23 protein-coding genes and 1 tRNA gene are annotated in these 21208 nt (G+C 71.9%); 15 read left to right on the top strand and 9 right to left on the bottom strand.

Annotated features, from left to right (window positions below):
* Window positions 1–199: 199 nt before the first annotated feature.
* The 4 genes from HC031_RS28815 to HC031_RS34600 all read right to left on the bottom strand — a co-directional run bounded on the left by HC031_RS28815 (window position 200) and on the right by HC031_RS34600 (window position 5248).
* Window positions 200–580, bottom strand: a complete 381-nt coding sequence (locus HC031_RS28815; protein ID WP_167928599.1) for an anti-sigma factor antagonist — start codon at window positions 578–580, stop codon at window positions 200–202.
* A 127-nt stretch (window positions 581–707) separates the two neighbouring features.
* Window positions 708–1283 (bottom strand): isochorismatase family protein, encoded by a 576-nt coding sequence (locus HC031_RS28820; protein ID WP_167928600.1) that lies wholly within the window; start codon window positions 1281–1283, stop codon window positions 708–710.
* Window positions 1280–2575 (bottom strand): nicotinate phosphoribosyltransferase, encoded by a 1296-nt coding sequence (locus HC031_RS28825; RefSeq protein WP_167928601.1) that lies wholly within the window; start codon window positions 2573–2575, stop codon window positions 1280–1282. Before HC031_RS28825 ends, HC031_RS28820 begins: the two co-directional genes overlap by 4 nt.
* 48 nt (window positions 2576–2623) lie before the next feature.
* Window positions 2624–5248: a LuxR C-terminal-related transcriptional regulator gene (locus HC031_RS34600; RefSeq protein WP_167928602.1), complete on the bottom strand. Its 2625-nt coding sequence runs from the start codon at window positions 5246–5248 to the stop codon at window positions 2624–2626.
* Window positions 5249–5503: 255 nt separating this feature from the next.
* Between HC031_RS34600 and HC031_RS28835 the strand changes: the two genes are divergently transcribed.
* The 6 genes from HC031_RS28835 to HC031_RS28860 all read left to right on the top strand — a co-directional run bounded on the left by HC031_RS28835 (window position 5504) and on the right by HC031_RS28860 (window position 9826).
* A complete protein-coding gene (locus tag HC031_RS28835; RefSeq protein WP_167928603.1) occupies window positions 5504–7087 on the top strand; it encodes a dynamin family protein in 1584 nt (527 codons plus the stop codon).
* An 81-nt stretch (window positions 7088–7168) separates the two neighbouring features.
* Window positions 7169–7459 (top strand): ATP-dependent Clp protease adapter ClpS, encoded by a 291-nt coding sequence (gene clpS, locus HC031_RS28840; RefSeq protein ID WP_167928604.1) that lies wholly within the window; start codon window positions 7169–7171, stop codon window positions 7457–7459.
* Window positions 7459–7950 (top strand): DUF2017 family protein, encoded by a 492-nt coding sequence (locus HC031_RS28845; RefSeq protein WP_167928645.1) that lies wholly within the window; start codon window positions 7459–7461, stop codon window positions 7948–7950. The genes clpS and HC031_RS28845 overlap by 1 nt, the downstream gene beginning before the upstream one ends.
* Window positions 7951–8011: 61 nt before the next feature.
* Complete coding sequence (locus tag HC031_RS28850) at window positions 8012–8503, top strand: Mov34/MPN/PAD-1 family protein (protein WP_167928605.1); 492 nt, start codon at window positions 8012–8014, stop codon at window positions 8501–8503.
* Between the two features lie 74 nt (window positions 8504–8577).
* On the top strand, window positions 8578–8871 hold the full coding sequence (locus tag HC031_RS28855) for a MoaD family protein (RefSeq protein WP_167928606.1): 294 nt from the start codon (window positions 8578–8580) through the stop codon (window positions 8869–8871).
* 4 nt (window positions 8872–8875) lie between these two features.
* Window positions 8876–9826 (top strand): PLP-dependent cysteine synthase family protein, encoded by a 951-nt coding sequence (locus HC031_RS28860; protein WP_167928607.1) that lies wholly within the window; start codon window positions 8876–8878, stop codon window positions 9824–9826.
* A 72-nt stretch (window positions 9827–9898) separates the two neighbouring features.
* Here HC031_RS28860 and HC031_RS28865 read toward each other — a convergent pair whose 3' ends face one another.
* On the bottom strand, window positions 9899–10372 hold the full coding sequence (locus tag HC031_RS28865) for a hypothetical protein (RefSeq protein ID WP_167928608.1): 474 nt from the start codon (window positions 10370–10372) through the stop codon (window positions 9899–9901).
* 185 nt (window positions 10373–10557) lie between these two features.
* Between HC031_RS28865 and murI the strand changes: the two genes are divergently transcribed.
* From murI to HC031_RS28910, 9 genes are all read left to right on the top strand, one after another.
* Window positions 10558–11367 (top strand): glutamate racemase, encoded by an 810-nt coding sequence (gene murI, locus HC031_RS28870; protein ID WP_167928609.1) that lies wholly within the window; start codon window positions 10558–10560, stop codon window positions 11365–11367.
* Entirely contained in the window at window positions 11364–12113 is a 750-nt protein-coding gene (locus tag HC031_RS28875) for an MBL fold metallo-hydrolase (protein WP_167928610.1), read from the top strand. Before murI ends, HC031_RS28875 begins: the two co-directional genes overlap by 4 nt.
* A 97-nt stretch (window positions 12114–12210) precedes the next feature.
* On the top strand, window positions 12211–13326 hold the full coding sequence (locus tag HC031_RS28880) for a YihY/virulence factor BrkB family protein (RefSeq protein WP_420813695.1): 1116 nt from the start codon (window positions 12211–12213) through the stop codon (window positions 13324–13326).
* Between the two features lie 32 nt (window positions 13327–13358).
* Window positions 13359–14084: a ribonuclease PH gene (gene rph / locus HC031_RS28885; protein WP_167928611.1), complete on the top strand. Its 726-nt coding sequence runs from the start codon at window positions 13359–13361 to the stop codon at window positions 14082–14084.
* The gene (gene rdgB, locus HC031_RS28890) at window positions 14081–14692 is read left to right on the top strand and encodes an RdgB/HAM1 family non-canonical purine NTP pyrophosphatase (protein WP_167928612.1); all 612 of its coding nucleotides are present in this window, start codon (window positions 14081–14083) and stop codon (window positions 14690–14692) included. The genes rph and rdgB overlap by 4 nt, the downstream gene beginning before the upstream one ends.
* Window positions 14693–14990: 298 nt before the next feature.
* Window positions 14991–15701 (top strand): cellulose binding domain-containing protein, encoded by a 711-nt coding sequence (locus HC031_RS28895; RefSeq protein ID WP_167928613.1) that lies wholly within the window; start codon window positions 14991–14993, stop codon window positions 15699–15701.
* A 36-nt stretch (window positions 15702–15737) separates the two neighbouring features.
* Window positions 15738–16568, top strand: a complete 831-nt coding sequence (locus HC031_RS28900) for an MOSC domain-containing protein (protein WP_167928614.1) — start codon at window positions 15738–15740, stop codon at window positions 16566–16568.
* Between the two features lie 54 nt (window positions 16569–16622).
* Window positions 16623–17213: a TetR/AcrR family transcriptional regulator gene (locus HC031_RS28905; RefSeq protein ID WP_167928615.1), complete on the top strand. Its 591-nt coding sequence runs from the start codon at window positions 16623–16625 to the stop codon at window positions 17211–17213.
* Window positions 17210–18037, top strand: coding sequence for an oxidoreductase (locus HC031_RS28910; protein ID WP_167928616.1), 828 nt, complete (start codon window positions 17210–17212; stop codon window positions 18035–18037). The genes HC031_RS28905 and HC031_RS28910 overlap by 4 nt, the downstream gene beginning before the upstream one ends.
* 24 nt (window positions 18038–18061) lie before the next feature.
* Here the strand turns inward: HC031_RS28910 and HC031_RS28915 are convergent, their stop codons facing one another.
* The 4 genes from HC031_RS28915 to bcp all read right to left on the bottom strand — a co-directional run bounded on the left by HC031_RS28915 (window position 18062) and on the right by bcp (window position 21200).
* Window positions 18062–19690 (bottom strand): isovaleryl-CoA dehydrogenase, encoded by a 1629-nt coding sequence (locus HC031_RS28915; RefSeq protein WP_167928617.1) that lies wholly within the window; start codon window positions 19688–19690, stop codon window positions 18062–18064.
* Window positions 19687–20286, bottom strand: coding sequence for a TetR/AcrR family transcriptional regulator (locus tag HC031_RS28920; protein ID WP_167928618.1), 600 nt, complete (start codon window positions 20284–20286; stop codon window positions 19687–19689). Before HC031_RS28920 ends, HC031_RS28915 begins: the two co-directional genes overlap by 4 nt.
* Window positions 20287–20556: 270 nt before the next feature.
* Window positions 20557–20640 (bottom strand) — tRNA-Leu (locus HC031_RS28925).
* A gap of 89 nt (window positions 20641–20729) precedes the next feature.
* Complete coding sequence (gene bcp / locus HC031_RS28930; protein WP_167928619.1) at window positions 20730–21200, bottom strand: thioredoxin-dependent thiol peroxidase; 471 nt, start codon at window positions 21198–21200, stop codon at window positions 20730–20732.
* Window positions 21201–21208: the final 8 nt, after the last annotated feature.

Genomic DNA, 21208 nt, shown 5'->3' on the forward strand with positions numbered 1-21208 from the left:
GGAGGGTGGCGCGCTGCCCGGCAGCGCCGAGCAGCGCGGTGGCGCCCGCTACCAGGAGGACACCGCCGGCGAACACTGACACGCCAGCCACAAGCGAAACGCCCGCTCCCTGCGAAGGGGGCGGGCGTTTCGCATGAATGACCGTTGCAGGCCGCGCTGCCGTGCGTGATGGCCGTTGACGCGGCGCCGGCCGCGGTGATCAGGCGACCCGGGATGCGGGGGACGGTACCCGTGCCCGCAGGGTTCTCGGAGAGATGGTGGGCGCCGCCGGGATGCCGAGCATCTCGGCGACCCCCATGACGGTGAACAGCGTGGCGATGAAGGGGTTGGGCTGACAGATCTGGAACTCGACCGCCACGTCGTCACAGATTCGGGCGGCTGCCACGAGGGTGCCGACTCCGGTGGAGTCCAGGTGCGTCACGCCGGCCAGATCCAAGGTGATCTTGTCGACGTCACCGGTGCTGAGAATTGCGGAGATTACGGCCCGAAGCTCGAGGGCCGTGGCGTAGTCGACCTCTCCGTGCAGGGTGATCAGGGCTTCCCGTTCGCTCTGCCGGCGGGTCTGGATCGACAGGCTCACTGCGTCGCCTCCCGCGTGTGACCACCGATACGGTGGCCCTCTGAGGTGCGGTTAGCGTAGCTGACCCGACCGCAACTGCGCTACGGTCCGTAAATCCGGAGATTACTTATTGTCCGGGACGAACTACTCAGGACCGGACGACCGGCTGCCCCTTCAGGGTGACGCCCGCCGACCTCAGCTCCGACAGTGCCTTGTCGACGGTCGCCCGGGCCACCCCGGCCGTCAGGTTCAGCAGCACGGTGGTGTCGAAGCCCTCACGGGCGGCGTCGAGCGCGGTCGCGCGTACGCAGTGGTCGGTCGCGATTCCGACGACGTCGACCGCGTCCACGTCGCGCATCCGCAGCCACGCCGCCAGGCCGATCCCACCGGCGTGCCCCTCGAACCCGGAGTACGCCGCGGCGTGGTCGCCCTTGGTGAACACCGCCTCGACGCGGTCGGTGTCGAGATTGGCGTGGAACACCTGTCCGGCCGTACCCGCGACGCAGTGCGCCGGCCACGAGTCGACGAAGTCGGGGTGCTCGGCGAAGTGCGCGCCCGGGTCGATGTGGTGGTCCTGGGTGGCCACGACGTGGTCCCAGCCGCCGCTGTCAGCCGACAGCGCCTTGGAGATCGCACTCGCCACCTCGGCGCCGCCGCCGACGGCCAGGGAGCCGCCCTCGCAGAAGTCGTTCTGGACGTCAACGATGATCAGAGCGCGGGTCATGGCGTCTCCTTCGCAGGCACACAGGTCACCGGGATCGCGGGCTCGCCCTGGGACAGCTTCAGGCCCTCCCAGGGGATCGAGATCAGGTTACGGCGCAGCAGTTCGCGCGACTCGGTCAGCGTGGGCAGGTCGGCCACCGGTTCGCCGCCGCGCACGTACGGCCGCTGCAGCGCCCGGTCGTGCGGCTGCGGCTCCGCCGTACCCTGCGGCACGATGATCTCCTGGGTGGCCGTGCCGGTGGGCTTGTGCCGGCGCACCGCCGTCTTGCGCCCGCCGACCGTGGCCTTGTTCTCCGAACGCTTGACCACCGGCTGGCCGTCCACCTCGACGAGCTTGTAGACCATCCCGGCGGTCGGCGCGCCGGAGCCGACGACGACGGCCGTACCCGCGCCGTACGCGTCGACCGGCTCGGCGGCGAGCGACGCGATCGCGTACTCGTCGAGGTCACCCGAGACGATGATCCTGGTATCGGTGGCGCCCAGCTCATCGAGCAGGTCCCGGGACTGCTGCGCGAGCACGGACAGGTCACCGGAGTCGATGCGGATCGCGCCGAGATCGGGACCGGCCACCGCGATCGCGTTCCGGATGCCCTGGCTGATGTCGTACGTGTCGACCAGCAGCGTGGTGTCCTTGCTGAACGTGTCGATCTGCGAGGCGAACGCCGCCTTCTCGTCGTCGTGCAGCAGCGTGAAGGCGTGCGCGGCGGTACCGGCGGTCGGGATGCCGTACCGCCTGCCGGCCGCCAGGTTGGAGGTCGAGGCGAAGCCGGCGAGGTAGGCGGCCCGGGCAGCGGCGACGGCGGACTCCTCGTGGGTACGGCGGGAGCCCATCTCGATCAGCGGCCGGCCCCTGGCGGCGGTGACCATCCGGGCGGCCGCCGACGCGACGGCGCAGTCGTGGTTGAGCACCGACAGCACGAACGTCTCCAGCACCACGCACTCGGCGAACGTCCCGCTGACCGTGAGGATGGGGGAGTTCGGGAAGTACAGTTCGCCCTCGGCGTACCCGTCGATGTCGCCCCGGAACCGGTAGGACCGCAGCCAGTCAGCGGTCTGCTCGTCGACCACCTGCCGGGCGAGCAGCCAGTCGACGATCTCGGGGGAGAAGGTGAACTCCGACAGCCGCTCGACGACCCGGCCCGTGCCGGCGACCACCCCGTACCGGCGGCCCAGCGGCAGCCGGCGGGCGAACACCTCGAACACGCACTGACGGTCGGCGGTGCCGTCGCGCAGGGCGGCCGACAGCATCGTCAACTCGTAATGGTCGGTGAGCAGCGCCGTATCTGAGTTCACGGGTCACCAGCCTAATGCGGCGCGGCTACGGCTCGGAATCGTGATCGGTCAGTCGTCCGCCGGCAGCGCCCGCAGCGCGCCGGCCAGCTCCGACCGGCCGGCCACGCCCAGCTTCGCGTACACCCGGAGCAGGTGGTTGTCGACCGTGCGCGCCGACAGGAAGAGCTGGTCGGCGATCTCCTTGCTGGGTACGCCGGCCGCGGCGAGCCTGGCGATCTGGCGCTCCCGGGTGGTCAGCGCCGGCTGCGTGACCACCAGCGTGGGGGACTTCACCCCATCGCAGCGCGCCAGCAGGACGGTCAGCAGCTCCGCGGCCGCCGTGGTCTGGGGCGCCCGGCTCGCGCGCAGCAGCGGGATGGCGGTCGCCGCGGCCTCCGCCGCGTACATCGACAGGCCGAGGTTGGCGAACGCCTCGGCGGCCGCGAGCAGGCCACGTCCGTCCCGGTCGGCGGCCGCGCGGGCGTGCCAGGCCATCACCGGTGCGAGCGGCCCCTCCAGCCGGGTGGCCAGCTCCGCCAGGCGCTCGACGACCTCGTCGGCCCGGCCGAGGCGGACCAGGTCGTGGAGAACGTGCAGCTCGTGGCCGGCGAACCGGTCGGCGCGCAGCCGGCCCAGCAGGTCGGTGAGCGTCTCGACGCCGGTGCGGGTGTCGCCCGCGCCGATCGCGACCCAGGCCCGGGCCTGCTCGAGCCACGGATAGTGGATGTCCACGGTGGGCCGGTGGCTGGCGTCGCACTGCGCCATCGCCTGCGCGGCGAGCGTCAGGTCGCCGGACAGCGCCGCGACGTGCGCGCGTTCGGCGAAGGACAGCGGGGCGTACAGCTTGCTGGTGGCGAGCAGGGCGGCGGCCTGGCCGGCGTACCGGGCGGCGTCGTGTAGCCGGCCGCGCAGCCGGGCGGCCTGGGCGCGGACCAGGGTGACGTACCCGGAGCCGAGGCGGAACTCGCCGGCGTCGGCGAGCCCGGCGAACTCGGCGGCCACCATCGTCTGCACCGCGCCCAGATCACCGGCGCGGATCATCGCGGTGCCGCGGGCCAGCTCGACGGAGAGCTGGATGTGGGGCGCCTGGGGCCGCCACCGCGGAGCGTCCGCCTCGACCGCCGCCATGGCGCGCATCGTCTGCACAAATGCGCCACGCGCGGCGTGCAGCTGGGCAATCGTGGTGGCGGCGATCGCCCGCGCGCCCGCGGCGCTTTCGGCGTCGTCGAGCACGCCCTGCGCGAGCTCGAGCGCGGTCTCGTGCTCGCCGTGGTGCAGGCGCATCACGGACTCGATGGCCCGGGTCCACGACTGGGCGCACGGCGCGGCCAGCAGTGCGCCCTCCTTGGCCAGCTGCTCGCGCGCGCACTCCTCGGCCAGGCCCCAGTACGAGATGACCGCCCGGATGCACAGCCAGGTGCAGCGCTGCTCGTCAGCGGTGATCAGGTCGGTGGCGGCGTCGAGGACCGCCAGGGCGTCGGCCGGCTGGTCGGCCAGCATCAGCAGCGTGGCGAGCGTCTCGGCGGCGTCGGCGCCCGCCCCGGTGCTCCACGCCGCGCGCGCCAGCCGGATCGCCAGCGGGATGTCGTAGCCGGCGAACGCCAGCCGGGCGGCGTCGAGCAGTTGGCGCGGATCGGCGGCGGTGTCGCTGTCGAGACGCCAGACCGCGACCCGCAGCAGGTCGTCGCGGCGGCGGGCGCCGACCGCCTCGACCAGGCCGGCGAGGTCGGCCAGCAGCCGCCGCAGCCGGGTCACCGGACAGCGCTGGCGCACGACCTCCCCGTACAGCGGGTGCGCCAGCCGGACGTTGGCCCGCCGGTCGTCCTGCACGACGCGGATGAGCTGGCGCTCCTCGGCGGTCTCCACGGCGGCGGCGTCGGTGGCCCGTACGAGCAGCGGCAGGCCGATCGGCTCGCCGAACGCCACGAGCTCCAGCACCGTGCGTACCTCAGGGGTGAGCTGGCCGATGCGGGCGTCGATCACCTCGGTCAGCGTCGGCACCAGCTCGAACCGGCCGGTCCAGCGCCACACGCCGTACGAGGCGTCGAGATCCCCGCTGGAGCGCGCCGCGAGGACCAGCTCACGCAGCAGCAGCGCGTTGCCCTGGGACAGCTGCCACAGCCGGTCGATCGACGCGGAGTCGACCGGCCCGCCGAGCACCTGGGCGAGCAGGTCGGCGACCTCCGCCTGGGTGAGCGGCCCCAGCTCGACCCGTTCGACAAGATCGTCCGTCCACAGTGCGCGGACCGGGTCGGGCACCCGCTCGCCGGTGCGGATCGTCGCGAGCACGGTCGCGTGCTCGCTGCGTGCGAGGTAGTAGACCAGCGTCGCGGACAGGGGATCGAGCAGGTGGGCGTCGTCGATCGCGAGCACCATCGGGCGTCCGCCGGCCTGCTGGCGCAGCGCGTCGACGGCCCAGCGCAGCAGGCCGGAGGTGGAGGCGGGGGCCGGCTGGTCGGCGGGCAGCATCTGGGACAGACCGCCCAGCGGGAGCCCGGCCGTCGCCGCGTTAGCCGTGGTCGACCAGACCGACAGGCGCTCGGTGTCCAGGCGGGCGACACCTTCGCGGAGCAGCCGGCTCTTGCCGATCCCGGCGGTGCCACCCACGATCAGGCCGCGGCCGGTGGCGCCCGCGGCCGCCTCGGTCAGCCGGGACAGCTCATCACCGCGCCCGACGAAACTCCACGGAGGCACGGTCGCAGCATATAGATGTTGCCGTTACTGTGCGCACCCTTGCGACGCGGAAACTTTGAGTAGTGGTGCGTCCGTCCTTTGAGTACCGTCTCTCCTGCCCTCGTAAGTGACCGCTCACGTAACGTTCCGGTGCCGACCGGCACGGGGCCGGTGGCTGCTGTCGGAGGCACTCCGACCCAGATGGTCCGTCGGTGGCACTCCGACCCAGATGCTCCGTCGGAGATCAGCTCCGACCCGAGTCCGGGAGGGCGGCGCATGAAGTCGGCAGTGCCGCATACGCCGATGATGACCCGCGGAACGGCCGTCTCCGGACCACCGGCCGCGATGTCCAGGGGCAGGGTGGCGCGGGCCGGAGCGGCGGACGCCGGCGGCGTACCCACGATCGTGATCGCGGGCGCCCCTCGGTGCGGAAAGAGCTCCGTGGCGAACGCGCTGTTGGACGCGCCCCTGCTGGCGCCGCCGGCCGCCGCCGGCGGCGGGATCGTCCCAGGGTCCCCGGTGACCTGCGCCTACGTGTCCATCCGGCACGGCGAGGAGCCGAGGGCGTACGCGTACGTGCCGGGCCGCCGCACCCCCCGACCGTTCAGTGTGGACCAACTGCGCGTGGGCGACGCGGGCGCGGTCGTACGGGGCGGGCCCGGCCGCCCGCCCCGCCGCGTCGAGGTGCTGCACTCCGCCGACCTGTTGCGCAAGGTCAACCTGGTCGACACGCCGGGAGTGGGCGGGTTCGACCGGGTGTACACCGACATCGTGCTCGACGCGCTCGACGCGGGCGCCGGGCTCCTGTTCGTGACCGAGGCCTCGACCGCGCTCCTGGCCGAGCAGCTCGACTTCCTGGCCCAGGTCGAGCAGCGCGGTGTGCCCGTGACGTTCGTGCTGACCAAGATTGACTCGTACCCGCAGTGGCCGGCGGTGCTGTCGGCCAACCAGAAGCTGGTGCACGACCACGCGCCCCGGTTGGCCACTTCCCGGTGGTACGCGGTGAGCACGATCCGCAGCTGCGACGGCGCATCGCCGGCGGCGGTGGAGGAGGCGGCCCGCGGACTCGTCGGGCTCGGCATCGGCGCGCTGCGCCGGGCGCTCACCGAGCCGGCGCCGGGAGAGCTGCCCGCGGGCCCCGACGGCCCGGTCGGGCCGAGTCCGTCCGGGGCGGGCGCGCCGCGCGTCGCCGACGGCGCAACCGACGCGCAGTGGGCGCGGGTGCTCGACCGCGAGATCCGGGCGTTCGCCGCCGAGGCGCGCGAGTGGCTGTCCGGTGCCCTGGCCGCGATCCGCCTCCGCTGCGCCCGGGAGATCAACCGCTCGGACGGCTGCGCGCGGCTGCCGTACGTCATCGACCGTGAACTGCACGCGCTGTCCGTGCGCGCGACCCGGACCGTTGACGACAGCGCCACGGCGATCATGCGTACGGTGTTCGGGACGATCCTGGTGGCGCCGCCCGACGGGGCGGCCGTGGAGCGCGTCCGGCGGGCCACCCGGCGCGCGATCCTGGCCGCCGACGGCGGTGCGCCCGAGTGGGACCGGGCCCTGCTGGTCACGTCGACCGGGGGCGTCGCCGTGACGGCGGGACACGGCGCGGTCGCCGGCTTCGCCGCTGTCGGATCCCGTCCGGCCGGTGACGAGCTGCTGCCGCCGATCGGCGCGGCCCTGAGCGCGAACTGCTACGGCGGGCAGCCGGGCAACACCGACCGCGGCCGCTGTCGCGACTGGCTCGACCACACGGTCGAGGCGCTCGAGGTCGAGCTGGGGCGAGAGCTCGCGGAGCGCTTCGCGTACCTGCGGGAAGCGCTCGCGGTTGTGGCCGCCGACACGGTCGATCACGGCGTCCTGCTCACCTGATCCGCCCGGACAGTGACGACCACCTCACGGCGATTCGGCGCGGTTGTCGCTATCCGGGATGACACGGGGAAGAATGGCGCTATGGCGGCCCCACAGGTGACCCCGGTCGAAACCCCCGACACCACAGAGGTGCCGGCGACCGACCGACCCTGGGTGACGATCGTGTGGAACGATCCGGTCAACCTCATGAGCTACGTGACCTGGGTGTTCCAGAAGCTGTTCGGCTACAGCCGGGAGAAGGCCGAGCGTTTGATGCTGGACGTGCACCACAAGGGCAAGGCGATCGTGTCCAGCGGCGCCCGGGAGCGGATGGAACACGACGCGTCCCGGCTGCACGCGTACGGGCTGTGGGCGACGGTGGACCAGTCGTGATGTTCGTACGGGAAGGCGACGTGTGCGTCGGCCGTTTCGACCCGTCCGGGGCGGCCGTGCTCCAGCAGGTGATGATCGAGGTGGTGGGGCTGCTGTCGGAGCGGCTCGACCGCGCCGACCCCGTGGTCGCCAGGCTCTTTCCAGACATGTACCCGGACGATCCGGACACCTCTGCAGAGCTGCGTCGGTACATGGAAGACGACCTCAAATCGGCCAAGCTCGACCAGGCCGGCGCCATGCTGGCCGCGCTGCCGCCGGGCGGCGGCGAGGTCCGCCTCGACGAGGAGCAGGCCGAGGTGTGGCTGCGCGGCCTCACGGACGCCCGGCTCGCCCTCGGCCTGCACCTGGGCCTGCGCGACGACACCGACCTGGTCGAGGAGATGGACGAGGCGGTGCTGCGGGATCCGGTCTCGGTCCGGGCCGCGCAGCTGTCCGTGTACGCCTACCTGAGCGAGCTGCAGGAGTCCCTGGTCGACGCCCTCATGGGGTGACCATGCACACGTGATGGCGCTCACCTGCCACGCGCCGCTGCGGGTTCGGTAATCTGGGCGCGTGCTGACCATCGACGCCGCGATCCTCGAAGCGATCGTCGCGCACGCCCGCCGGGACCACCCCGACGAGGCGTGCGGGATCGTGGCCGGACCCATCGGGTCGGATCGGCCGACCCGCCATATTCCGATGGAAAACGCCGAGCGTTCCCCGACCTTCTACCGCTTCGACTCGATGGAGCAGTTGCGGGTGTGGCGGGAGATGGACGACCGCGACGAGGAGCCGGTGGTCATCTACCACTCGCACACCGCCACGGAGGCCTACCCGTCGCGCACCGACGTCGGGATCGCCCAGATTCCGGAGGCGCACTACCTGCTCGTCTCCACGCGGGAGTCGGAGACCACCGAGATCCGGTCCTACCGCATCGTGGACGGGGTCGTCACCGAGGAGCCCGTCCACGTCGTCAACGCGGGAGTGGACCAGCACGCCGTCCAGTCCTACATGTTCGGGCAGAGCCCGGCAGCGGTCGACTACGAGTGTCCCGCCGGCAGCTGACGCCGCCGCGCGACCGATCCAGCCGTCACCACTGTCCACCCGTCTGCCCGAGTTTTGAGGAGCATCGAGAAATCATGGCCATCGAGGTTCGCATTCCGACGATCCTGCGTTCGTACACCGGCGGCGCCAAGGCCGTCGAGGGCTCCGGCGACACGCTCGCCGACCTCCTCACCGACCTGGACGGCAAGTACGCCGGCCTGCGGGGTCGACTGATCACCGACGAGGGTGCGCTGCACCGGTTCGTCAACATCTACGTCAACGACGAGGACGTCCGGTTCATCGGCGGCCTGGACGCCAAGCTCAGCGACGGCGACAACGTGACGATCCTGCCCGCCGTCGCCGGTGGCGCGCTCGCGACCTGGGCCTAGACCGATGGCTCGTTACGAGTCGCTTCTGGACGCCTGCGGCAACACCCCGCTCGTCGGACTGCCCCGGCTGTCGCCCAGCGCCGACGTACGGCTGTGGGCCAAGCTGGAGGACCGCAACCCGACCGGCAGCATCAAGGACCGGCCCGCCCTGTGGATGGTCCGGGCCGCCGAGGAGGCCGGCCGGCTGCGTCCGGGGGACACCATCCTCGAGCCGACGAGCGGCAACACCGGCATCGCGCTCGCGATGGTGGCGAAGCTGCGTGGGTACCGGCTGGTCTGCGTCATGCCGGAGAACGTCTCCAGCGAGCGGGTGGCGCTGCTGCGCATGTACGGTGCCGAGATCATCTTCTCGCCGGCGGCGGGCGGGTCGAACCGGGCCGTCGCCATGGCCAAGGAGATCGCCGCCGAGCACCCCGACTGGGTGATGCTGTTCCAGTACGGCAACGAGGCCAACGCCCGGGCGCACTACGAGAGCACCGGGCCGGAGCTGCTGCGGGACCTGCCCACGATCACGCATTTCGTGGGCGGCCTGGGCACCACCGGCACGCTGATGGGCGTCGGGCGGTACCTGCGGGAGAAGGTCGAGGGCGTCGAGATCGTCGCGGCCGAGCCCCGCTACGGCGAGCTGGTGTACGGCCTGCGCAACATCGACGAGGGGTACGTCCCCGAGCTCTACGACGCGACCGTCCTGACCCGCCGGTTCTCCGTGGGCACCCGGGACGCCGTCCTGCGCACCCGGCAGCTCGTCGAGGTCGAGGGGCTGTTCGTCGGCTTCTCCACCGGGGCGGTGCTGCACGCGGCCCTCGCGGTCGCGCACGAGGCGGTCAAGGCCGGCAAGCGCGCCGACGTGGCGTTCGTCGTCGCCGACGCCGGGTGGAAGTACCTGTCGACCGGCGCCTACACCGGCACGCTGGGCGAGGCCGAGGACAAGCTGGAGGGCCAGCTCTGGGCCTGAAGCCCGCGACTGACATCGGTGAAGCCACGCCTCCGTGACCGGGGGGCGTGGCTTCGCTGTCGATGGGCGCGGTTACGACAGGAGCGTCGCGGCGACGGTGAGCACCTCTGCCGCCGAGGCGATGCCCATCAGTTTCCAGGTCAGCTGACCTTTGTGGAGGGTGAGAAAGGCGCCCACGGTGGCGATGACGCCGGGGATGCCCAGCGCGAAGAGCAGCGTCACGTACCACAGCGGCATCGCGGTGAAGATGCCGAACAGGACGCGCGCGCCGAGGACCAGTCCGACAAGGCCGAGCAGCAGCGCCCACGCGCTGACGCCGACGAGGCGACGCAGCCGTACCTCCGTGTCCCACGTGCCGGGCATGCGCAGGTCCGCCAACGCCTGCCGGGCGAGGTTCTCCCACGGCACCGTCGACAGGCGGGTGGTCGCCGAGCGGAGCAGGGCGTTTGCCGAGCGGGGTCGGACCCTCGCCCGGTGCCGGAATTTCGTCCGGGGGACCGCCGGGGTGCTGTTCACCGCCACCGGAGTGGCGATCCTGCCGTTCATCTTCGGAGCCCTTCCTTTTTGAAGTTGATCTCACGAAATGTGGCAAGGGTGCGATTCACTGTCCGCAACGTGAAATTCACGTCACGTCACGGGTTCTCACCCGGCGTGAACGGGGATGTCACGTTGGCGACATGTCGTGCGTGATGTTGAGGGACAGTCGGGTTTGTCGGCGTAGGCTGCGCTGCGTGACGGACGCGCCCATCGGGATCTTCGACTCAGGAGTCGGCGGACTGACCGTGGCTCGCGCCATCCTCGACCAGTTGCCGCACGAACAGGTCCTGTATGTCGGAGACACCGCGAATGTGCCCTACGGCCCCAAGCCTATAGCCGAGGTGCGCCGCTTCGCGCTCCAATGCCTCGACCACCTCGTCGAGCAGGGCGTCAAGCTGTTGGTGATCGCCTGCAACACCGCCTCCGCGGCGTGCCTGCACGACGCGCGTGAGCGCTACCCGGTACCGGTCGTCGAGGTGATCCGGCCGGCCGTGCGCCGGGCCGCCGCGGCGACCCGCAACGGGCACATCGGCATCATCGGCACGAGGGCGACGATCAAGAGCCGGGCGTACGAGGACGCGTTCGCCGCCGCGCCGCAGGTCACCGTGCACAGCGCCGCCTGCCCGCAGTTCGTCGACTTCGTCGAGCGCGGCGTCACCTCGGGCCGGGTGCTGCTGGGGCTCGCGAGCGCATACCTGGAGCCGCTCCAGCGTGCCCAGGTCGATACGCTGGTCCTCGGCTGCACCCACTACCCGTTGCTGGCCGGGCTGCTCGGGCTGGTCATGGGCGACGGGGTCACGTTGGTGTCGAGCGCGGACGAGACAGCGAAGGACGTCTACCGGATGCTGACCGAGCGCGATCTGCTGCGCCCCGACGACGCGCCACCGCCGGAGCACCGGTTCCTGGCCACCAGCGACCCGGACAAGTTCGCCCGCCTGGCCCGCCGCTTCATCGGCCCCGAGGTCGGCCTGACCGGCGTCGCCCCGGTAAAGGTGGCCGCATGAGATTGACGATCATTGGTTGTGCCGGCAGCTTTCCGGGCCCCGAGTCGGCCTGCTCGTCGTACCTGCTCGAAGCGGACGGGTTCCGGCTCCTGATCGACTTCGGCACCGGCGCGCTGTCGGCGCTGCAGCGGTTCTCCGGGCTGTATACGATCGACGCGATTCTGCTGTCGCACCTGCACGCCGACCACGTCTTCGACGCCTGCTCGTACGTGGTGGCGCGCCGTTACGCACCGACCGGCCCGCTGCCGCGCATCCCGGTGTACGCGCCGCCGGGCGCCCCCGAGCGACTGGCCACCGCGTACGGCGGACCCGAGGAGGGGCCGCTCGACGACGTCTACTCGTTCTACGCGCTCCAGCCGGGCTCGTTCCCGATCGGCCCGTTCCAGGTCACCGTCGACCGGGTCAACCACCCCGTCGAGACCTACGGCGTACGCGTGGAGCACCGCGGCCGCGTGCTGGCGTACTCGGCCGACACCGCCGCCTGCGAGTCGCTGCTGCGCCTGGCGCAGGGTGCGGACGTGTTCCTGTGCGAGGCGAGCTACCTCGACGGCGAGGACAACCCGCCCGACCTGCATCTCACCGGCCGCGAGGCGGGCGAGCACGCGGCGAAGGCCGGGGTGGGCAAGCTGCTGCTGACCCACCTGGTGACCGCGTGGGGCAGCGAGGTGTCGACGGTCGAGTCGGCGTCGGCCGTGTTCGCCGGCCCGGTCGAGGTCGTCCGCCCCGGCTGCCGGTACGAGATCTGACCGCGACGGTCGTCCTACGGGCGCTAATGCTGTCCCATTGACGATTCACCGTGGGCGTTCGGGGAATCACTGCGTTGGACCCCGGAAGGAGCCAACGGTGGAACAGCGAGACCCACGGCGGGATCAGGTCGACCAGCGTGACCGGCAGCAGGAGGTTCCCCGCCAGCGCGACCGACAGCACGATCAGGGGCAGCCGGATCAGGCTCAGCCGGATCAGCGGGAACGACAACAGCAGGAGCTGGCCGAAAACCAGAAGCACGGGCCCGACGGCCCGAGCGAGCTGCGCAAGCCGGACTGGAAGGGCGTGCTGAAGCGCACGTTCAAGCAGTTCCAGTCCGACAACCTCGGTGACTGGGCGGCCGCGCTGACCTACTACGCCATCCTGTCGCTGTTCCCCGGGCTGCTGGCGCTGACGTCGGCGCTGGGCTTCCTCGGCAAGAGCGCAACCCACACGGTGATCAGCACCCTCGAGAGCTTCGTCCCGGCGACGGCGAAGCCGATCGTCGGGCCGGCGATCGCGCACCTGCACAGCGGCGGGGCCAGTATCGCGGCGGTCGTCGGTATCCTCGGCGCCCTCTGGTCGGCCTCCGCTTACATCGGGGCCTTCATGCGCGCCTCCAACGCCATCTACGACGTGCCGGAGGGGCGGCCGTTCTGGAAGACGTTGCCGCTGCGGGTAGGTCTGACGATCATGATCGGCGTACTGCTGGTCGTCAGCGCGGTGATCGTCGTCTTCACCGGCAGGCTCGCCACGGTCGTCGGCAACGCGCTGCATGTCGGTCAGACCGCCGTCACGGTCTGGTCGATCGTGAAATGGCCGGTGCTGCTGGTGCTGGTCAGCCTGGCGTTCGCGCTGCTGTACTACCTGGCGCCCAACGCCAGGCAGACCGGCTTCCGCTGGATCACGCCGGGCGGCCTGCTCGCCGTCGTGATCTGGGTGGTCGCCTCCGGCCTCTTCGGGCTGTACGCGGCGAACTTCTCCTCGTACAACAAGACCTACGGCACCCTTGGCGGGGTGATCGCGGCGCTGGTCTGGCTGTGGATCTCCAACATCGCGATCCTGCTGGGCGCCGAGTTCGACGCGGAGCTCGAGCGTGCCCGGGCCATCCAGGGCGGCCTGCGGCCGGAGGACCAGGAGCCCTACCTGCCGCTGCGCGACGACCGAAAGGTGGACCCGAACGCCGAGCCCAAAGAGAACAAGGGCCTCACGTGAGAAGCGTCGGACGCGCCGCTTAGGGTGATCGCATGGCCCGACCAGATGGACGCGCACCGGATCAACTGCGCCCGGTGACCCTGCAACGCAACTGGAGCATGCACCCCGAAGGATCGGTGCTCGTCGAGTTCGGCAACACCAAGGTCCTGTGCACGGCCAGCGTCACCGAGGGGGTGCCGCGCTGGCGCAAGGGCTCCGGCCTCGGCTGGGTCACCGCGGAGTATGCGATGCTGCCGCGCGCGACGACCACCCGCAGCGACCGGGAGAGCGTCAAGGGCCGCATCGGCGGCCGTACGCATGAGATCTCCCGGCTGATCGGGCGCAGCCTCCGGGCCTGCGTCGACCTGAAGGCCCTCGGCGAGAACTCGATCGTGCTCGACTGTGACGTGCTGCAGGCCGACGGCGGCACCCGCACCGCCGCCATCACCGGGGCGTACGTGGCGCTCCACGACGCGGTGTCGTGGCTGGCCAAGGACGGCGCGCTGAAGAGTTCGGTGGAGAAGGTGATGCACCGGTCGGTCAGCGCCGTGAGCGTCGGGATCATCCGCGGCGAGCCGCGGCTGGATCTGTGCTACGAGGAGGATGTCGTGGCCGACGTCGACATGAACGTCGTCTGCACCGGCACCGGTGAGTTCGTGGAGGTCCAGGGCACAGGGGAGCAGGGCGTGTTCACCCGGGCCGAGCTGGACACCCTGGTCGACCTCGGCGCGGCCGGCTGCGTCGAGCTGGCCCGCATCCAGCGTGAGGCGCTGTCGTGAAGGTGCTGTTGGCCACGCGTAACGCCAAGAAGCTGGGCGAGCTGCGGCGAATCCTGGACGCGACCGGGGTCGACGTGGAGCTCGTGGGGCTCGACGACGTTCCGCCCTACCCGGAGACGCCCGAGACCGGCCTCACGTTCGAGGAGAACGCCCTGATCAAGGCCCGGGCCGGGGTGGAGGCCACCGGCCTGCCGACGGTCGCGGACGACTCCGGGATCACCGTCGACGTGCTGAACGGCATGCCGGGCGTGTTCAGCGCCCGCTGGGCCGGCCGGCACGGTGACGACGAGGCCAACCTGCGGTTGGTGCTGGGACAGGTCGCCGATGTGCCCGACGAGCACCTGGGCGCCGCGTTCGTGTGCGCGGCGGCGCTGGCGTTCCCGGACGGCCGGGAGTACATCACCCACGGCCACCTGCCCGGCCGGCTGATCCGGGAGCCGCGCGGGGAGAACGGGTTCGGATACGACCCGATCTTCGTGGCGACGGGCAACAGCCGGACCAATGCCGAGCTCACGTCGGAGGAGAAGGACGCGATCAGCCACCGGGGCCAGGCGATGCGGGCCCTCGCGGAGATCCTCGGCGAGCAGTTGGCGCGCGCGGGCGACTAACCGAGCGCGGTAAGGGCCACATGAGTGATCTGGGCCGATCAGCGCCCGGGCGGCCGCCAGGAATATGTGCGGACCGGCTCCCCGACGAACGGCTCCACCATCGAGATGGCCACCCGGCCACCGAAGGGCTGGGGGAGACGCCTGCGGTGCGTACCGTGTCCAGGCGCACCGTGACCAGGTCGGCCGATCACCCCGGCGTCGTTTCCATCCCAGCGGGTAACGCTCGGGCCGCGGGTGGCGCATTATCGGCGGTAGTGGATCTGTTGGCGGGGCACGGTTGCGACCAGGGGAGGCCAGCGTGGAACGTCCGGCGGCGACGTCGTCCGTCCGGAGGGTGGGTGACGGCACCCGGATGTTCGGTCGTACCGTCATCGCCGGCGGCATCGCGATCGGTCTGATGTTCGGGCTGAGCTGGTGGCTGGCCGGCTGCCAGACCGATCGGGCCACCGTGAGCGAGGAGGCCTTTCCGCGGGGCGGGACGCAGGCCCGGCCCCTGCCGTCGGCGATGCCGTCGAGCGGGGCGCCGCAATCGGCCGTTCCGGCCCCGCCGCTGCCGAGCGAGTCTGCGCCGAGCGAGTCCGCGCCGACCTCGCCCTCGGTCCCGGCGCCGGCCCCGGCTCCGATCCAGGTCCGCCCGCCGGCCGCGACCGTGGCACCGCCGCCCCCGACGACCAGGCCGCCCGTCGTGCTGGCGGCCCATTACGCCACGACGTCGTCCTGGGACACCGGCTACGTCGCCCAGGTCGTGGTCACCACCGGCGCGGCCGGTCCGCAGTACTTCGACCTGCGGCTTCAACTGCCCGCCGGGGTCACGGTGGTCGACTACTGGAGCAACAGCGCGTCGGGCCCGCGCCAAAGCGACGGCGGCGCGGTCACGTTCCACGACGGCCCGGTCAGCGCCGGACGGTCGGTGGTCGTCGGGTTCCAGGCTCGCAAGGACCCGGCGCTGGCCAGGCCCCGCCAGTTCGAGCCCACCTCGTGCACGGTCAACGGCAACGCGTGTAGCTGACCCCGGCGCCGTGCCCGCGTATGGGAGGCTTGGGCGATGCGTCTGGCGTCCATCCACACCTACCCGGTCAAGAGCTGCCACCGCCTCGACCACGACGACGCGGTCGTGGAGCCGTGGGGGCTGGCCGGTGACCGGCGGTGGCTCGTCGTCGAGCCCGACGGCACGTTCATCACGCAGCGCGCGGAGCCGGCGCTCGCCCTCGTCCAGCCGAGCCACACCGGCGAGGGCGGCCTGCTCCTGCGTACCCCCGGAATGCCCGACCTCGACGTGCCCGCACCCGCCGGCGGCGACCTCATGGCGGTCCGCGTCTGGCGCAGCACCGTGGACGCGACGCCGGCCGGCTCGGCCGCCGACGACTGGCTGTCGACGCTGCTCGACCGCAAGGTGCGCCTGGTCTACCTCGACGACCCGACCCGGCGCTCGCCCGATCAGAAGTACGCTCGGCCCGGTGACCGGGTCAGCTTCGCCGACGGGTACCCGCTACTGCTGGCCAACTCGGCATCGCTCGACGCGGTCAACGACTGGCTCGTCGAGGCGGGCGAGGAGCCGGTGCCGATGACCCGCTTCCGCCCGAACGTGGTGGTCGGTGGCGCGCCGGCCTGGGCCGAGGACGAGTGGCTCGGCCGGCGGATCCGCGTCGGCGAGGTGGCCTTCCGGGTGGCCAAGCCCTGCGGTCGCTGCGTGATGACCACGATCGACCAGGAGACCGCGGAGCGCGGCCGGCAGCCGCTGCGCGTTCTCGGGCGGCGCCGGCGCTTCGCGGCGGGACTGCTGTTCGGCGTCAACCTGATCCCGGACCGGACCGGCACGATCGCGGTCGGGGACCCCGTGGAGGTGGACGCGCCGGCGGTGGCCGGGGACGCGTGAGGCTGTGGCACAGGCGACGTTGACGTTCTGACGTTTCATGCAATTATTGTCAGCATGTCAGACGATCGCCTGGAGCGGATCCTGGACGCGGCCTACGCCTGCTTCGCCCGCCACGGCGTCCGACGCACGACCATGGACGACATCGCCGCCGCGGCCGGGATGTCCCGGCCGGCGGTGTACCAGTACGTGCGCAACAAGGACGACGCGTTCCGCCGGCTCGCCCAACGGCTCTTCGACGGCGCCGCGGCGCAGGCCGCCGAGGCGCTCGCCGGCGGCGGAACGCTCACCGAGCGGCTGACCAGGGCGCTCGACGCCAAGCTCGAACTCACGCTGCGGCTGTGGCGTGAAAGCCCGCACGCCGCCGAGCTGCTGGGCGCCAACGCGCGGGTCAGCGCCGACCTGGACGCCGCGTTCACCACCCGGATGCGGGACCTGCTCAGCGCGGCCGTGTCCGGGGCGATGGCGGCCGGTGAAGTCCCCGGTGACCGTCTGACCGCACAGGAGCTGGCGGAGCTGGCGCTGGCCTTGACCCGCGGCCTGGAGGCGGACCTGTCCGACCCGTCCGCCCCGCGGCGGCGGCTGCGCGCCGGAGTGGCGCTGCTGGTCGCCGGTGCCGCACACGAGAGCGAGGAGAGGATGACATGACCGTTGCACTCATCACCGGCTGCTCGTCGGGGATCGGCCGGGCGACCGCGCTGCGGCTGGCCCGGCGGGGGATGACCGTGTACGCCACGGCCCGCCGGCCGGAGACGCTCGACGAGCTGGCCGCTGCGGGGTGCCGGACACTGGCGCTCGACGTGACCGACGAGGCGTCGATGCGGGCGGCCGTGACCGCCATCGAGAAGGCGCACGGCGGGATCGATGTGCTGGTCAACAATGCCGGGTACGGCGAGTACGGGATGATCGAGGAGGTGTCGCTGGACCGGGTACGGACGCAGTTCGAGACGAACGTGTTCGGGCTGGCGCGCCTGTGCCAGCTGGTCCTGCCGGGCATGCGGGCGCGCGGCGGCGGGCGGATCGTCAACGTCGGCTCGATGGGCGGCCGGCTGGTCTTCCCCGGTGGGGGGTACTACCACGCGAGCAAGTACGCGGTGGAGGCGATGAGCGACGCCCTCCGGTTCGAGGTGGCTCCGTTCGGGGTGCAGGTGAGCGTGATCGAGCCGGGACTGATCCGTACCGGGTTCGGCGACACGGCGGCCGGGACGCTGGCGCGCGCCGCCGACCGGACCGGGCCGTACGCGAGCCTCCGCGCGGCGGTCGACGCCCAGATGGCCGCGGGGTACCGGTCCCGGCTACTGGCGGCGCCGGCCGAGGCGGTGGCCGCCACGGTGGAGCGGGCGGTCCGGGCGCGGCGGATGCGCACCCGGTACGTGGTGACGCCGGCGGCGAAGCTGCTGGTGCACACCCGCCGGTTGCTGGGCGCGCGGCTGTTCGACGGGTACCTGCGGCTGCAGTTCCACGGCGCCTGACGCGCGTTGCCGGCCGGGTCCTGGTCAGCTCACCTTCGGGGTGGCGCGGGCGATGATCGCGGCGAAGTCGACGCCGGCCGGCAGCGTCCCGTACGCCTGGCCGTGGTCGCCGGTCAGGCGCGAGGCGCAGAAGGCGTCGGCGACGGCGGGGTGGCCGTGCCGCACCAGCAGCGCGCCCTGGAGGACCAGGGCGAGCCGCTCCACCACGCGGCGGGCGCGCAGTTCGGCGTCGGCCGGGTCGGACAGGTCCGCCTGGACCTGGCGGACCGCGGCGTCCAGTCGGGGCTCGGTGCCGGCCGCCGCGGCCACCTCGGCCCGGAACGCCTCGATGACCTGGGGCTCCCTGGTCATGGCGCGCAGCACGTCCAGGGCGGCGACGTTGCCCGAGCCCTCCCAGATCCCGTTCAGCGGCGACTCGCGGAACAGGCGCGGCATGCCCGACTCCTCGACGTAGCCGTTGCCGCCCAGGCATTCGAGGGCCTCGGCGGCGTGTCCGGGCCAGCGCTTGCAGATCCAGTACTTGCCGACCGCGAGGGCCAGCCGCTTGAACGCGGTCTCGCCGGCGTCGCCGCGCGCGGACCGGTCCGTGGCCCCGGCCAGGCGCATCATCAGGACGGTCGCGGCCTCCGACTCGACCGCGAGGTCGGCGAGCACGTTGCGCATGAGGGGCTGGTCGATCAGGTACCGGCCGAACGCCTTGCGGTGGGTGGCGTGGTGGACGGCCGTGATCACGCCTTGGCGCATCCCGGCCGCCGCGCCGATGACGCAGTCGAGGCGGGTCAGGTTGACCATGTCGATGATCGTGCGGACGCCCCGGCCCTCGTCGCCGACGCGCCAGGCGACCGCGTCCTCGTACTCGATCTCGCTCGACGCGTTCGACCGGTTGCCCAGCTTGTCCTTGAGCCGCATCAGCCGCAGCGGGTTGAGCGTGCCGTCGGGCAGGACCCGCGGCACCAGGAAGCAGGTGAGCCCGCCGGGCGTCTGGGCGAGCGTGAGGAAGACGTCGCACATGGGCGCCGAGGTGAACCACTTGTGCCCGACGAGCCGGTAGCTGCCGTCGGGCTGCGGACGGGCGGTGGTCGTGTTGGCGCGCACGTCCGAGCCGCCCTGCTTCTCGGTCATCGACATGCCGGCGAGCAGCCCCCGTTTGGTCAGCGGCGCCCGCAGCCCGAAGTCGTACACCCCGGCGGTCAGCAGCGGTTCGTACGCCGCCGCCAGGTCGGGGTTGTGCCGCAGCGCCGGTACCGACGCGTACGTCATTGAGATGGGGCAACCGTGGCCGGCGTCGGTACGCCAGGTGTAGAACTTCGCGGCCCGGGCGACGTGGGCGCCGACGCGGTCGTCGGCCCATGGGGCGGCGTGCAGCCCGTACGCGACGGCGGTGCGCATCAGGTCGTGCCACGAGGGGTGGAACTCCACCTCGTCGATGCGGTGGCCGTAGCGGTCGTGGGTACGCAGGACGGGCGGGTGCTCGTTGGCCAGCCGCCCCCACTCGATCGCCTGCTCGGAGCCGCCCAGCCGGCCCAGCTCGTGTACCTCGGCGGCGGCCCAGCAGGCGCCCTCCCGCTCCAGCGCGTCGAGCAGGGCCGGGTCGTCCGCCGCGTCGTAGTCGACCAGCGGTGGGACCTGGTTGAAGACCTCGTGTGTGGTCATGGCGACACTCCAAGGGCGCGGTGTGCGAAGGCGATCAGGTTGGGGATGGTGTCCGGGCCGGCCACGCCGGCGGCGAGCGGGCCCACCATGGCTTCGGCGAACGCGCCGACCAGCGCGGTCGCGGTCAGGTCAGGATCCTGCGCCGGCAGTTCGCCGCGGGCGATGCCGTCGGCGACGTATCCGGCGATGATGTGCGCGTACGCCCGGCGGAAGACCAGTCGTTCGGCGTCGACGGCCGGGTCCACCGGCTCGGCGAGCAGGGCGTACGCCAGCCGGGGCGACTGCAGGGCGCGGCCGGCGAAGGTCTCGATCACCGCGGTGATCCGGGCCGCCATCGTGCCCTCCAGGCCGGCGGCGCGGGAGACCGCGTCGACCTCACGCTGCGAGGCGATGCGGAACACCTCGGCGAACAGGTCGGCCTTGGTCGGGAAGTGGCTGTACACGCTGCCGGTCGCGATCCCGGCGCGCTCGGCGACGGCGGCGACCGAGCAGCCCGCGTACCCGTGCTGGGCCATGATCTCCAGCGCGGCGGTCACGATCCGCTGCCGGGAGGCGCTGAGCCGGGCCTTCACGCGGTCGGTGCTCCGGTAGGCCATACAAGAATTGAACCACTATTCAATCCTTCGGGGAAGCGCCGGGCCGGGCAGCGCCGGGCCGGGAAGCGCCGGGCGCAGACGCAAAACCCCCGCGGTCGTGCAGACCACGGGGGCGTTACGTAGGGCCGGTGTGCAGGTCGCCTCTCGGCGAGTGGCGCGACGCGGCTCCAGCCGGACGGTATTCCGCGAAGGCAAAGGTTGTAGCCCGGGGGACACTCAGCACACCGACGCCCTGCACAACAGCACGCACTGGCGAGTTGTTCCCGTTCCTGGTGCGGGAGAGGGGACTTGAACCCCTACGTCCGAAGACACCAGATCCTAAGTCTGGCGCGTCTGCCATTCCGCCACTCCCGCGCGGCGCCCCTGAGTCTAGAGGCCATCTCCGCGATCTTGGACACCCAGCGGGCCGATAACACCGCCAAGTGTCCAAGATCGCGGAAGGGTCAGATGCCCAACTCGCGGCGCAGCTTCGCGACGTGGCCGGTCGCCTTCACGTTGTAGAGCGCCCGCTCGATGCGGCCGTCCTCGTCGATGACGAAGGTGGACCGGATGACGCCGAGCACGGTCTTGCCGTAGTTCTGCTTCTCGCCGTACGCCCCGTACGCGGTCAGCACCGACTTGTCCTCGTCGGCGACCAGCGGGAAGGTCAGCGAGTCCCGCTCGACGAACTTGGCCAGCTTCGCCGGCTTGTCCGGCGAGATCCCCACGACCGCGTACCCGGCTCCCTGCAGCGAGGCGAGCGAGTCGCGGAAGTCGCACGCCTGCGTCGTGCAGCCGGGCGTCATGGCCGCCGGGTAGGCGTACAGGACGACCTTGCGGCCGCGCAGGTCGGACAGGGACAGCTGGCCGCCGTCCGCGGTCGGCAGCGTGAAGTCCGGGGCCGGGTCGCCCGGGGCGAGTCGAGTCTGGGTCATGACGTCAA

Origin of the sequence: Planosporangium thailandense (assembly GCF_011947195.1) — a bacterium.
GTDB classification, from domain to species: domain Bacteria; phylum Actinomycetota; class Actinomycetes; order Mycobacteriales; family Micromonosporaceae; genus Planosporangium; species Planosporangium thailandense.